The organism is Microbacterium sp. WCS2018Hpa-23 (assembly GCF_031843845.1).
Taxonomy (GTDB): domain Bacteria; phylum Actinomycetota; class Actinomycetes; order Actinomycetales; family Microbacteriaceae; genus Microbacterium.
Map to the genome: position 1 here is coordinate 102739 of NZ_JAVTIZ010000006.1, position 13500 is coordinate 116238.

12 protein-coding genes are annotated in these 13500 nt (G+C 68.0%); 10 read left to right on the forward strand and 2 right to left on the reverse strand.

Features of this window, described 5'->3' with window-relative positions; all coding sequences use genetic code 11:
* The first annotated feature begins 35 nt into the window (after positions 1 to 35).
* The 3 genes from RQG77_RS11430 to RQG77_RS11440 all read left to right on the forward strand — a co-directional run bounded on the left by RQG77_RS11430 (position 36) and on the right by RQG77_RS11440 (position 2883).
* Entirely contained in the window at positions 36 to 1205 is a 1170-nt protein-coding gene (locus RQG77_RS11430) for an ROK family transcriptional regulator (protein ID WP_311244825.1), read from the forward strand.
* 70 nt (positions 1206 to 1275) lie between these two features.
* A complete protein-coding gene (locus tag RQG77_RS11435; RefSeq protein WP_311244826.1) occupies positions 1276 to 2139 on the forward strand; it encodes an AraC family transcriptional regulator in 864 nt (287 codons plus the stop codon).
* A gap of 111 nt (positions 2140 to 2250) precedes the next feature.
* Complete coding sequence (locus RQG77_RS11440; RefSeq protein ID WP_311244995.1) at positions 2251 to 2883, forward strand: GyrI-like domain-containing protein; 633 nt, start codon at positions 2251 to 2253, stop codon at positions 2881 to 2883.
* 100 nt (positions 2884 to 2983) lie between these two features.
* Here the strand turns inward: RQG77_RS11440 and RQG77_RS11445 are convergent, their stop codons facing one another.
* A complete protein-coding gene (locus RQG77_RS11445; RefSeq protein ID WP_311244827.1) occupies positions 2984 to 3376 on the reverse strand; it encodes a nuclear transport factor 2 family protein in 393 nt (130 codons plus the stop codon).
* A 90-nt stretch (positions 3377 to 3466) separates the two neighbouring features.
* Here RQG77_RS11445 and RQG77_RS11450 point away from each other — a divergent pair, with 90 nt between their 5' ends.
* Positions 3467 to 3898: a helix-turn-helix domain-containing protein gene (locus tag RQG77_RS11450; RefSeq protein WP_311244828.1), complete on the forward strand. Its 432-nt coding sequence runs from the start codon at positions 3467 to 3469 to the stop codon at positions 3896 to 3898.
* On the forward strand, positions 3895 to 4695 hold the full coding sequence (locus RQG77_RS11455; RefSeq protein WP_311244829.1) for a DUF1206 domain-containing protein: 801 nt from the start codon (positions 3895 to 3897) through the stop codon (positions 4693 to 4695). The genes RQG77_RS11450 and RQG77_RS11455 overlap by 4 nt, the downstream gene beginning before the upstream one ends.
* A 9-nt stretch (positions 4696 to 4704) precedes the next feature.
* Here the strand turns inward: RQG77_RS11455 and RQG77_RS11460 are convergent, their stop codons facing one another.
* Complete coding sequence (locus tag RQG77_RS11460; protein WP_311244830.1) at positions 4705 to 5352, reverse strand: LysE family translocator; 648 nt, start codon at positions 5350 to 5352, stop codon at positions 4705 to 4707.
* Positions 5353 to 5567: 215 nt separating this feature from the next.
* On the opposite strand from RQG77_RS11460, the gene RQG77_RS11465 reads away from it, so the two are divergent.
* The 5 genes from RQG77_RS11465 to RQG77_RS11485 all read left to right on the forward strand — a co-directional run bounded on the left by RQG77_RS11465 (position 5568) and on the right by RQG77_RS11485 (position 13497).
* The gene (locus RQG77_RS11465; protein ID WP_311244831.1) at positions 5568 to 8087 is read left to right on the forward strand and encodes a SpaA isopeptide-forming pilin-related protein; all 2520 of its coding nucleotides are present in this window, start codon (positions 5568 to 5570) and stop codon (positions 8085 to 8087) included.
* 65 nt (positions 8088 to 8152) lie between these two features.
* Positions 8153 to 9634: a SpaH/EbpB family LPXTG-anchored major pilin gene (locus tag RQG77_RS11470; protein WP_311244832.1), complete on the forward strand. Its 1482-nt coding sequence runs from the start codon at positions 8153 to 8155 to the stop codon at positions 9632 to 9634.
* Positions 9635 to 9747: 113 nt separating this feature from the next.
* Positions 9748 to 10743, forward strand: coding sequence for a class C sortase (locus tag RQG77_RS11475; protein WP_311244833.1), 996 nt, complete (start codon positions 9748 to 9750; stop codon positions 10741 to 10743).
* Positions 10740 to 11336, forward strand: a complete 597-nt coding sequence (locus RQG77_RS11480) for a hypothetical protein (RefSeq protein WP_311244834.1) — start codon at positions 10740 to 10742, stop codon at positions 11334 to 11336. Before RQG77_RS11475 ends, RQG77_RS11480 begins: the two co-directional genes overlap by 4 nt.
* Positions 11337 to 11562: 226 nt before the next feature.
* On the forward strand, positions 11563 to 13497 hold the full coding sequence (locus RQG77_RS11485) for a sigma-70 family RNA polymerase sigma factor (RefSeq protein ID WP_311244835.1): 1935 nt from the start codon (positions 11563 to 11565) through the stop codon (positions 13495 to 13497).
* The last annotated feature ends 3 nt before the right edge of the window (positions 13498 to 13500 follow it).

Consider the following 13500-nt stretch of genomic DNA (forward strand, 5'->3'; position numbering starts at 1 on the left):
GGACGGAAGCTGCGTCCACCCCCTACAGTGAAGGGATGCCGTCACAGCCGAGTCCCGCATCGGGAACGCGCGCGCACAATCTCGCCCGTATCCTGCGTCTCGTGCACGAGGAGGGCGCGCAGTCGCGGGCGACGCTCACCGAGGCGACAGGACTCAACCGATCGACGATCGCGGATCTCGTCGCCGAGCTGGTCAGGCGGGGGCTCGTCGATGAGCGTGTGCCTGAGCTGCCGGGCCGGGTGGGGCGTCCGTCACCCGTCGTGACGGCTTCCGCCGGCGTCGTCGCGATCGCGGTCAACCCCGAGGTGGATGCGATCGAGATCGCCGCCGTCGGACTCGACCGGAGCATCCTGGTTCGCGAGCGACTGCCGAACGAGGGCCTGCCCACGCCCGAGGGCGTGGCTGAGACGATCCGGGCGCGCGTCGATGCCTGGCGAGAGGGGCCTCTCGCAGGCGCGCGCATCGAGGCTGTGGGAGTCGCAGTGCCCGGCCTCGTGCGGACGTCGGACGGCGTCGTGCGCAATGCCCCTCACCTCGAATGGACCGATGTGCCGCTCGCCGACCTCGTGCGGTCGGCGACGGGATCGCCGGCGTTCGTCGACAATGACGCCACCCTCGGGGCGATCGCAGAGCACCGCTACGGGGCGGGCAGGGGGATCGACCACGTCGTCTATCTGAACGGCGGTGCCTCCGGCATCGGTGGCGGTCTGATCATCCACGGTCGAGCGGTCGCGGGGGCAGGCGGATACGCGGGGGAGTTCGGGCAGAACCGCCCGCGCATCTCCGCGGACGGCGACCGTCGCACCGGTGACGGCGTTCTCGAGGCGGAGGTGAGCAGGCGGCTGCTGCTCGACGCGGTGGGCCTGGATGCCGCTGACGACGAGAGACTCGACGCCGAGCTCACGTCGTCGGAGTCGCCGACAGTGGCCGACGAGATCACGCGACAGGCGCATGTGCTCGCGAGTGCGCTGGCCAACGCCGTCAACGTGCTCAACCCGACCCTCGTCGTGCTGGGAGGATTCCTCGCGACGGTCGCCGATCTGCGTCCCGCGCAGATCGCCGCCGACGTCGGCGCGCTCGCCATGTCCGAGAGCGTCGAGGGGCTCGAGATCCGCCCGGCAGCCCTCGGTGCCGATCGGTTGCTGATCGGAGCCGCTGAGCTGGCTTTCGCCGGACTGCTGGCCGATCCGGGGGAGCGCACCTGATCGCATCCGATCCGGATGATCGGGTGGCGCGGCCCAGATCGGCGCACGATGGTGGGGAAAGGAGGACCTCATGATCGGAACGCTCAACGCGCTGGTCGAGCTTGTGGAGAGCGACTCGCACGAAGACCTCGACGTAGCCGGGTTCGCTCGGAGGCACGGCACGACGGAGTATCACCTGCGTCGGATATTCTCGGCGCTGGCGGGTATGCCGTTGTCGGACTACATCCGTCGGCGTCGGATGACGCTCGCGGGTGCCGAGCTCGCGGCGGGTGCCCCGAGCGTGCTGGAGGTCGCAGTGCGACACGGCTACGGCTCAGCCGAGGCGTTCGGCCGCGCATTCCGTGCGGTGCACGGCATCGGCCCCGTCGATGCGCGCCGGGACGGGGGTCCTCTCCGTACACAACCCACGCTCCGGTTCCGCCTGAGCGTCGAAGGGAGCACCCCGATGGACGTCACCATCACCACCATGCCCGAGCTCGTGCTCGTGGGTCATGCCGCGCGAGTCCCGCTCATCCATACCGGAGTCAATCCGCATATCCAGGCGCACATCGCGGGGATCGCGCCGGAGGAGCACCTCCGGCTCAAGCAGCTGAGCGATGCGGAGCCCTCGGGGATCCTCGCGATCACGGGCGACATCGCACCGGACGCCTCCGAAGGCACCGAGCTGACCTACCTGCACGGGGTCTCCCTGGATCCGGATGCACCGGTACCCGACGATCTCGACACCATCCGAGTGGAGGCCGGTTCGTGGGCGGTCTTCGCCGCCGCGGGCCCGTTCCCCGAGACTCTTCAGAACCTCTGGGCCGCGACGGCGAGCGACTGGTTCCCGTCGAATCCGTGGAGGCTGCGGCCGGGGCCGTCGATCGTCCGATACCTCGAGTTCACCGGCACGCATGCGTCGTGCGAACTCTGGCTCGCGGTCGAGCAGGGCTGATCGCCATCGGGTGGGTGATGCGATCCGATGCGCCCCGCCCACCCGATGTCGGCCGTCCGTGCGACACTGTCGCCATGGCCGGCGGTCGTGCCCGGCAGCGAGAGGACGGCGATGGCGATCGACCCGAAGAAGACGCTCGACGCGTACAAGGCGAAACGGCGCGAGTTCCGCATCCTCGAGGTCCCGGCGATGCAGTACCTGATGATCGACGGCGCTGGCGACCCGAACACGGCGCCGGCGTACTCGGATGCGGTTACAGCACTCTTCTCACTGGCGTACACGCTCAAGTTCGAGAGCAGGAAGACTCTCGGCGTCGACACCGTCGTGATGCCCCTGGAAGGGCTCTGGCACGCTCCTGACATGGAGTCGTTCACATCGCGGCGAGACAAGTCGGCATGGTTGTGGACGCTGATGATCCTGGTTCCCGACCACGTCACGCCCGAGATGTTCGCCGAGGCCGTCGCGGCGGTCGAGCAGAAGGCGGCGAAGAAGAAGCAGGAGACCCCTGCACTGCGTTCGGTGCGCCTCGAGACGCTCGATGAGGGACTCTGCGCGCAGACACTGCACGTCGGTTCCTACGATGACGAAGCTCCGGTGCTCGACGACCTGCACCACCGCTTCATCCCCGACAACGGCCTGCGCATGACGGGCCTGCATCACGAGATCTATCTCAGCGACGTCCGGCGGGTCGAGCCGGTGAAGCTCCGCACGATCCTCCGTCAACCGGTCGAACGGGTGAGGTGAACCACCGGTCCGAGCGGAAGCCGGAGACCGCTTGGTGCCGATCGAAGACCCGCGCATCACACACCTGCGCATCTCCGACTTCCGTTCTCAGAACTCGGCCTCAGGCGTGACCCCAGAACGCGTCCTCCGCCTGCTGGTCCTCGCTGATCAGCCAGACCTCCGCGATCCGGCCGTCCGCCACGCGGAACACGTCGACCCCGTTCTGCACGAGATCGGCGCGCCCCTCGCGCGCGGCCCGGAAGCGCACCGTCGCCGACACGAGGGCCCCGCTTTCGGTCGCCGACTCGGTCTCGAGCACGAAGGTGCCGCCGCTCAGCTCCATGAAGCGCCCGAGATGCGCGATGATCGCGTCTGGGCCGACCTTGTCGCCCGACACCTGGCTCTCACCGGGCTGGTGCCAGACGGCATCCGCAGCGAACGTCGCCGCCAGTGCCCGCATGTCTCCCGCGGCCATTGCCGCGCCGTACTGTCCCACGATGTCGATCGCCGACATGATGTCCTCCTCGATGTCTCGGTACCCTGAGGACCCAGCGTCTCGACCCGAGCGTGGTCAATTCAACGTCACCGGAAGGATTCTGAGCGGATGAGCCCCGAGTGGACCGTGTTCTCGTCGAGCTGCCCGTCGCGGGCGTCGCTGGCGCGGGTGGCCAACAAGTGGACGGCGATGATCGTGATCCTCTTGCACGAGCAGCCTTTGCGGTTCGGCGAGCTGCATCGCAAGGTGGAGGGGATCACGAAGAAGGTCCTGGTCGACACTCTTCGCGCCCTCGATCGTGACGGCATGCTCGTGCGCGCCGTGGACGACGACGGGCATGCACGCTACCGCCTCACCCCGCTCGGTCGAACGTTGCATGAACCACTGCAGGCTCTGCAGCTCTGGGCGGAATCGCACGTCGAGGAGGTTCTCGATGCCCAGGAGCGCTACGACGACGAGGCCGACCGTCGACTGCTCGGTGACTGTGCGGATGCAAGCCCCTCCGCCGACTCCCGACACGGCGATATCCTGCACGGATGACCTCCTCTCCGAAGGATGCCGCGCGCACGGCGCAGCGCTCCGACGCCTTCCGCCGTGTGGCGCGGACGGGCTTCGTCATGGTGGGGGTGGTGCACATCATCATCGGCGCCATCGCGATCTCGATCGCTTCCGGCGGCGGCGGCGATGCCGATCAGGACGGCGCCATGGAGCAGATCCGCTCCACCCCCATCGGGGGACTGCTGCTCGCAGCGGTCGCCGCTGCGTTGATCGCACTGGCGATCTGGCAGGTCGCGAGCGGGATGCTCGCCTCGGGTGAGGAACCACGCAAGTGGGGGCAGCGGGTGAAGCTGATCGGAATCGCGTTGGCGTACCTGGTGATCGCAGGGCTCGCGCTGATCTTCGCTTTCGGAGGCACGGTCGAGTCCGAGAAGACCTCGCAGGCCCTCAGCGCAGTGGTGCTCTCCGCGCCCGGCGGGGTGGTGCTGCTCATCGTCCTGGGACTCAGCGTGGCAGGAGTCGGGGTCGGGTTCATCGTCATCGGGTTCACGCGGGGATTCGAGAAGACGATGGATGTGCCGACGGGCGCTGCCCACCCGGGAATCATCGCACTCGGGGTCGCGGGCTACATCGCCAAGGGCATCGCGGTCGCGGTCACAGGCGTGCTGTTCGTGGTGGCGGCGTGGACGCAGGACCCGGAGAAGGCCGCGGGCCTCGACGCCGCGCTGCGCAGTCTCACCGACCTGCCGTTCGGGAGGCTCCTGCTGTGGCTCGTCGGCGCGGGACTCGCGATCTACGGCATCTTCTCGATGGTTCGCGCGCGCTACGCCCGGATGTGATTCCGGGCGTCAGGCGCCCGAGGGCTTCTCGCTCCAGAGCAGCAGGAACGCGCCGAGCCCGATCATGAGGCCTCCGCCGGTCGCGCTCATCGCCTCGATACGTCGCGGCGAGTGACCGAACCAGTCCCGCGCCGCGCTCGCGAGCAGCACCCAGATCGCGTCGCACGCCACACCGATCGCGACGACGATCACCCCGAGCACCAAGAGCTGCATCGGCACCGATCCTGCGTGAAGGTCGACGAACTGCGGCAGGATCGCCAGGAAGAAAGCGATCGATTTGGGGTTCGTGACGCCGACGACGAATCCTTCGCCCAGCAACCGCAGTCCTGAGCGACTCGCCACGTCTCCCGTCATCGCCTTCGCCGCGTCCTTGCGGTGCCTGATCGCCTGGATCCCCAGGAACACGAGGTAGCCGGCGCCGAGGACCTTGACGATCGTGAACAGCACGATCGACTGCGCCACCACGGTGCCGACGCCCAAGGCGACGCCGACGACGAGCAGCACCGATCCGATCGCGGTGCCCAGGATGCTCAGGAAGCCGCCGACCCTGCCCAGGGCCATGGCTCTGCCGATCGTGAAGAGCACGGTCGGCCCGGGGATCACGACCATGATGAACGCCGCGACGACGAACGTCAGAAGAGTGTCGGCGCTGAACATGCTGCCGAGCCTAGGGCAGCTCTGCGGCATCCGATCAGAAAGTTTTCGCGAGATCGTCATAAAAGCTCCTCGCGGAGGTCTGGGTATGTGATGGGCAGCCTTTCTGGGCTGCACGTCACAGGGGAATACACACACGCACTTCTGGGGACAGGCTCACGCCGTCGTCGCTTCGCCGTACGCGGCCGAGCACGGCGTGCGCCGGGATTGGGACACATATGGGCATCCGCTCACACCACCGCTCGACGGGGCGCTCTGCACGCGTCGCTGTCGCGCCGCGCCGACGGGCGCTCACTCGACTGCTCGGCGTGCTCGCGGTCGCAGGCATACTCGTCGCCGGCGCAACGCTGGCCCCGAACTCCGGCCTCACCGCTGCGGCCACGGTTCCCGGCACGCCTGGCATCCCGCAGGCGGGGACGCCCGTCTACACGGAGAACTTCTCGAACCAGAACGCGTCCCTGCTGCCGATCAGCATCCTGAACTACACGGGTGGTGCAGCCGCTGCGAACTCCACCTACACGGCCTCGACGCAGTACACGCCGGCGGGAAACCAGTGCAACGGCTGGGTCATGAGCGGCACGACGCCGGCGGCCCCGATCACCGACCTCGGGTGTCTGAACAACGTGACGTCGACCTGGCCGGTGCTGCAGGGAATGGCCCGCGCCCTCGGTGTCGCGCAGGGGCAGACCACGACTCAGGCGGCGACGAACCAGGTGCTCACGTCGTACACGAACTCGACGACCGGCACGATCGCGGCCGGTACCCAGTTCCGCACGGTCAACACCATCCCGGCCATCGGCGGGCACTACTACGCCGTCTCGGCGTACTTCGCCGCCGTGAACTGCCCGGCAGCCGCACCCAGTGAGCGGTTCAGCCTGATCGTCAACGGGACCCCCATCGTGCTCAGCTCCGGGCTGAATCCGTGCGACCCGGCGTCTCCGACTCCGTGGCAGACCCAGGTGGCGAAGCTGCAGTCGGCCGCCTACATGGTGCCGGTCGGCACGACGGCGAACCTCGGGCTCGAGCTGTACAACGCCACGACGACGGGAAGCGGCAACGACGTCGCGTTCGACCTCCCGCAGATCGTCGACGTCACGCCTCAGCTCGACAAGGCGTTCAGCCCGACGCTGATCCTCAACGGCACCACGTCGAAGATGACGCTGACCGTCACCAACACCACCGACCTCATGGCCAAGAACGACTGGTTCATCACGGACGCACTGCCGGCGAACCTGAGGATCGCCGCCGTGCCGAACGTCGGCGGCACCTGCGCGAGCACGGCGGGAGCGCCCTACGCGGTGACGGCACCCGCCGGCGGCACGTCGGTCGGGATCACCGGCGGCGATCTCGCCCTCGGTCAGGCCTCGTGCACGATCACGGTCGACGTGACCTCCACGGTCAACGGCACCTACATCAACGGTCCGGCCAACATCACCACGAACCTCAACCCGCCGGCCAATGCCTCGCTCGAGGTCATCCAGCCGTCGATCGACCTCGTCAAGCGCATCACCGCCGTGAACGGAGTCGCCGCGACGAGCGACACCGACCCGGACAAGGTCTTCACCAAGGTGGGTGACGTCATCACTTACTCGTTCGTGGCGACCAACACGACGCCCAAGGCGCCGACCAACACGACGCTCAATACGAACCTCACGAACGTGCAGATCACCGAGGACACGTTCTCGGGCGCGGGCGACATGACGACCCTGTCGTGCACGCCGGTTCAGGGCTCCACGCTCGCCAGCGGTGCCACGATGACCTGCACGGCCACGTACGTGGTGCAGCAGGCCGACCTCGACAACGCACCCCTGACGAACGTCGCTCGCGCCACCGGAACGCCTGCGGTCGGACCGAACGTCACCGACACGGACGACGAGATCATCCCCGCAGTCTGGACTCCCGCGCTCCTGCTCGACAAGACGGCATCGGTCGTCGACGTCGATCAGGACGGCGTGACCGGGCTCGGTGACCACATCATGTACGCGTTCGACGTCACCAACACCGGAAACGTCACCGTCGCGAACATCACGGTGGTCGACGACCGGCTGACGCAGCGCAGCATCACCGTCACCTGCACGCCGACGACGATCGCGCCGACCCAGGTCGCGCACTGCGTCGCGAACGCGCCGTACGTCATCGATCAGGCGGATGTCGACACGAAGCTCGTGATCAACACGGCCTACTCGACGGGCACCGACCCCGACAACGGGCCGGTGCGCTCGAACGAGGACCGCACCGAGACGCCGGTCGAACCGTTCCGGATCCCGCTGCAGATCGAGAAGCTCGGCGAGTCGGACGCCGACGCCTGGGTGCGCATGGACGGATCGTCGTTCGCAGTGCTCGAAGACGTCGCGGGTGAGCCTGGAGCGGCCCTGCCGTTCACGATCGGCGACGTCGAGACCGGTCTGTTCCAGATCGACAGCATTCCCGCCGGCACGTACTGGCTGAGCGAGCTGACGGCGCCCGACGGGTTCAGCCTGCTCGCAGCCCCGGTGAAGTTCACCATCAACCCCGACCGCACCGTGAGCATCACGGCCGGGGGAGATGAGGCGGTCACGGCGGCCGGGCAGACGATCACGGTGCACGACGTGCCCGCGATGGAGCTCCCGACCACCGGAGGGACGGGCGCGCTGCCCTACATCCTCGCCGGTTCCCTGATCGTGCTGGGCGCAGGTGGATTCGCACTCTGGATCCGTCGCCGCGGCGCACGCGCCGATACCGAAGACCCGCAGATCTGATCTGCACCAGCTCACCACCATCCGAAGACCTCCAGGGCGACCTGGATTACCGAGAGAGAGACACAGTGAACAACGAGAACAACAGGCGCGGCTCCCGCGTCGCAGCGGGTCTGCTTGCCGCAGGCGTCGCCGCACTGACCCTCGCTGCACCTGCGAGTGCTGCGACGCCCAACCTCGTCGACCCTGACGCGACCGGCTCGCTGACGATCCACAAGTTCGAGGCACCCGAGACACCTACGGGGCTCCCGAACGACGGAACCGAGCAGAACGTCGCTCTGGCACCGCTCCCGGGCGTGGGCTTCACGGTCTACAAGGTCGACACCATCGACCTCACCAGCAACCAGGGCTGGATCGACGCCAATGACCTCGCGGACCTCGCTCCCGACAGCGTCGCCGACATCACGGCCGCCGGCTACACCGCCAGCGCCGTCGGCGGACAGACGCTGACCGACGCCAATGGCGAGATCGCTCTCGCGAACCTCGACCTCGGTCTGTACTTCGTCGTCGAGACCGCACCGCTGAGCGGATCGACCGCCGTCGCACCGTTCCTCGTGACCGTGCCTCTCACCGACCCCGCCGATGACAGCACCTGGCTGTACGACGTGCACGTCTACCCGAAGAACGCTCTCACCGAGGCCACGAAGACCGTGGAGGACTCCGAGGACGTCAAGCTCGGCGACGAGATCGACTTCACGATCACGACCGACATCCCGAACGTCGCCGTCATCGACGGCTACAAGGTCGTCGACACGCTCGACGCCAAGCTCGACTACGTCAGCGCCGCAGTGACACTCCTCGATGGCACGGCTCTCGCCACGACCGACTACACGGTCGTCCTGGACGCTGCGACCAACACGGTCACGGTGGAGTTCACCGCATCCGGCCTCGCAGTGCTCGCCGCTCACCCGGAGACTCAGGTGCAGGTCGTTCTCACGGCTACGGTCAACACGGTCGGCGAGATCGCGAACACCGCGGTGCTCTACCCGAACCTCGGTTCGTACACGGTCGCTCCCGGCGAGCCCGGCGGACCCGTCGTGACCCCTGAGGTCATCACCAAGTGGGGCGACATCACGGTCGAGAAGACCGACAAGGCCGGCGCTGCGCTGACCGGCGCTGTGTTCTCGGTTTACCCGACTCAGCAGGATGCGATCGACGGCACGAACGCCATCGTGCTCGGCGGAGCGACCGAGTTCGCCGTGGCCGCAGACGGCACCGTGACCATCTCGGGTCTGCGCTACTCCGACTGGGCCGACAACGCCGCTGTCGCTGCCGGCGAAGACGGCTACCAGACCTACTGGCTCGCCGAGATCGTCGCCCCTGACGGCTACGAGCTGCTCGCAGCTCCCATCGAGTTCACCGTGACGGAGGCCACCTCGGCCGTCGGCATCGACCTCGAGGTCGTCAACGTCCCGTCGAACGCCGGATTCAAGCTGCCGCTGACCGGTGGCGCCGGCACGACCCTGTTCCTGGCCGGTGGCGTCCTGCTGCTCGGTGGAGCAGTGCTCCTCGCCGTCCGCAGCCGCCGCAAGGCCGGCATCGAGGCGTAATACGAAGACCGGCCGTGCGGGGGAGGTGTTGAGGTCCCTTCCCCCGCACGGCCCATTCGTCTCCGCACGGTTCGCCTTCAGCCCCTGATCGACATACACACAGAGAGTTCCGCATGACGCTCATCGACGCATCCGCTCCGGATGCCCGCACGACACCGACCCCGCGGGTCCCCGCGCGGCGTGCGCGCTGGGGATGGAGCCAGACGATCGTCATGCTCATCGCGACCGTCGGAATCGTGGTCCTGGTGTACCCGACTGCCGCGTCGTGGTTCTCGGCGTGGAGCCACGACACCGAGGTCGACGGATACGTCCAGTCGGTCGAGCAGGTTCCCGACGACGCGATCACCGACATGCTCGCGGATGCGGATGCGTACAACGAGAATCTTCCGACCGGACCGTTGCGTGATCCGTACGCGCTCGGTGCGGACGGCCAGCAGACCGCCATCGGCGACGGCGCCGCCGCGTACTTCGACACGCTGAGCACCGACGGCACTGACGCGATGGCCCGCGTGCGGATACCGAAGATCGATGTCGACCTGCCGATCTTCCACGGCACGAGCGAAGAGACGCTCTCCCGTGGCATCGGCCACCTCTACGGCTCGTCGCTCCCTGTGGGCGGGGCAGGGACGCACTCCGTGCTCACTGGCCACAACGGCTTCGTGCAGGCGACTCTGTTCGACGACATCGACGAGCTGGTCGAGGGTGACGTCATCGTCGTCACCACCCTGGGAGAAGATCTCTATTACGAGGTCGATCAGACCACGACCGTTCTGCCGGACGACACCGAGGCACTGCGCCAGGAGTCGGGCAAGGACTACATCACCCTCGTGACGTGCACGCCGACAGGCGTCAACACTCATCGTCTTCTGGTGCGCGCCGAGCGCATCGACGCGCCGTCGGATGAGACGGCCATCACCACGATCGAGGATGCGACGGGCCCCGCGGGTCTGCCGTGGTGGGTGCTGCTCGTCATCGCGGTTCCGGTGCTCACCTTCATCGTCGTCAAGCCGCGCCGGGCTCGCGATCGTCGCAGCCCTTCACCGCGCTCCCGCGAGCACGGGCGATCGCCGCGGCGCGAGACTCACGTCGAACGGACGCCTCCGTCGTGACTGCCGGTATCGAAGAACGCCGCGTCGACGAGGTCGAGCCCGAGACAGGCCGTAAGCCGTCCCGTCTGCGCCACCGTCGACGACGGATCGGCCTGCTGGGCTGCAGCATCGTGCTGGTCGGGCTCGGCGTGGCCTTCCTCGCCGCATCGACGTTCGCCCCTGAAACGGTCGACAGAGTGACCGGCGACATCAAAGTCGCCGTGCAGAAGCAGCTGCACCAGATCGTCGCGCCCGACGAGCTGCCTGTGATCAGGCTCGGTGCCGCAGGCGGCATGGTCGAGCTCGACCACTGCGACGGAACGTTCACCGAGATGGTCAGCTATCGCGTCGATGCGGTCCTGCCCCTGTTCGCGGCACACAACAACTGCGGGGGAGACGTCATCCTGGGCTGGGAGATCGGTCAACGGGTCATGGTGGCAGGCTCCGACATCGTCTATGAGGTCGTCGAGGAGAGACACACGCCGAAGTGGTCGAACGTCGAAGAGCTCGTCGGGATGTCCGGGGAGTTCATGGTGCAGACCTGCTTCTACGGCGAGAACAAGATGCGCTTCCTCGCGCTCGCGCCGGTGGCGCCTCAGCAGAACGCTGATTGATGCCCTCCCTGCACGTCTATTCCGAGCGCGTCCGTCACGATTCGCCCCCGTCCGGGTCTTGTGAGTATGGCCATCGGCCTTGCGTCGGACTCCCGCCCGACGCGCCGCTTCGCGAGAATCGACGCCTCCCCGGCCGACTCACGCACTGCGGAATCGACTCTCACGAGAGTCGGAGGGACGAGGCACCCCCAACGCCTCGTCCCTCATTCATCACCCCCGGAGCAGCATGAATCCCCCCACGCCCCTCGACAGCGACGACGCCGAGCTCACGGAGCCCTCAGACGATCAGATCATCGCTGCGGTGCGTGGTGGGGACATCGGGGACTTCGCGCTGCTGTGGCGGCGTCACGTCGACTCAGCCCGCCGAGCCGCACGTGCGATCTCACCGTCGGCAGACCCCGACGACCTCGTGAGCGAGGCCTTCGCGTCGATCCTTCGCGTGACGAAAGCCGGTGGTGGACCCAGCGACGCCTTCCGTCCGTATCTCCTCGCAACGCTCCGAAACACCGCCGCGCGATGGTCACGCGGATCCGGGATGCTGTCGATCGAGGTGATCTCCGAGCAGGACCTGGCGTCGGATGCGGGAGACCCCATAGAGAGGATCTCGGAGCGGTCGAGCGTGGCCGAGGTCTTCGGAAAGCTCTCTGCGAGGCACCGGACGCTGCTGTGGTATCTCGAGGTCGAGGGCATGAAGCCACGAGAACTCGCGCCTCTCATGGGGCTCACCCCCAATGCGGTGTCTGCCCTTGCGCTCCGCGCACGCGACAGCTTCCGCCGGGCGTGGCTGCAGGCGCACATCCGCGATCCCTCTCGCTCCGAGGACTGCCGCTGGTTCTGCGAACGCATCGTGGCGCAGCGTGAGTGTCCGGTGCGGGGCGATGACGTTGCACGCTTCCGCACCCACATGGGCAGCTGCCGCGGATGCCAGCTCGTCGCGGCCGAGATCGACACGGTCTCGCAGAGGCTCCGGTCGATCCTGCCTGCGGCGATGCTCGGCGGTGTCGCGGCGGGACTCTACGCAGCGACGGACGCGCCGTCGGTCGCCGCCGATGTGGCGCCTGACGACGCGAGCGCCCTCGGACCCTGGTTCGAGCATGCGGGGACGCCCGCGTCAGAGCCCGCCCCCACTGTCGCCTCGACCGCCGGAGTCGCTGCGCACGCGAGCTCGTCCGCCTCGCTTCCGATGAGCGGTCTCGCCGCACTGGCTGCGACGACCGTCGCCGTGATCGGGGCGGTCGTGTTTGCCGGGAGCGTGCTCAGCCTCCCCGACGTGGGCGGTCACGAAGACAGATCGTCGAACGCCGGGGCATCCGGACCCGTCGAGGATCACCCGCAGGCGGATGCCGACGAGCGGCTGGCGCGTGCGACGGATCCCACGATGCGCGGGACGCTCCCGAGCCCCGGTGCCCAGCACCTGCTGACCGTCGAAGTCCAGCCAGACGCCGTGGAGGCGGACGGCACGTCTGTCCCGGCCGAAGCACCGTCCGCGGATTCCGCGACGGCCGTGCCGAGGCCGACGCATGCCCCGACGCAGCCCCCGACCCCGCAGCCGACACCGCAGCCGACATCGTCGCCGAGGGCGTCGGCCGATCCGCCGGCGGTCGACTCCCTGTCCGAAGAGCCCGACGAATTCGATATCACCCGGTCGATCGCGCAGGACTCCCTGGTGCCGGGGCGGATCGAGGGCACGGGGTCACCGGGTGCGATCGTGAGTGTGGTCGACGAGGCCGGTGCGACCATCGACGCGGAGTCGGTCGCCGACGACGGGACGTTCGTGCTCGACGTGTCCGGTGACCGACTTCGTCAGGGCATGACGGTGAGGGTGCGGCACGAGGATCCCCAGACCGGCATCACACGGTGGGCGCAGGCGATCGGTCCGCTCTCCTTCGCAGTCCCGGCGATCATCGTCGGCGACGACGAGCAGTGCCGTGTGCCGTCCGCTCTCGAGCGCGATTGCCTCCGCCTCCGCGCGGCGCCGGGTGCGTGGGTCGAACTTCTCGACCAGCAGGGGCGTTCCCAGATCGTGAGAATGCCCCAGGGCGTCGATGAGCTGATCCTGTTCGACGTCGGAGCCGGGACGCCGACCGTCGCAGCCCGCTACATCGATCCGACGTCGGGGCGGTCCGGAGTGTCGGTCGCGGTACCCCGAGGTGTCGGATGAGCG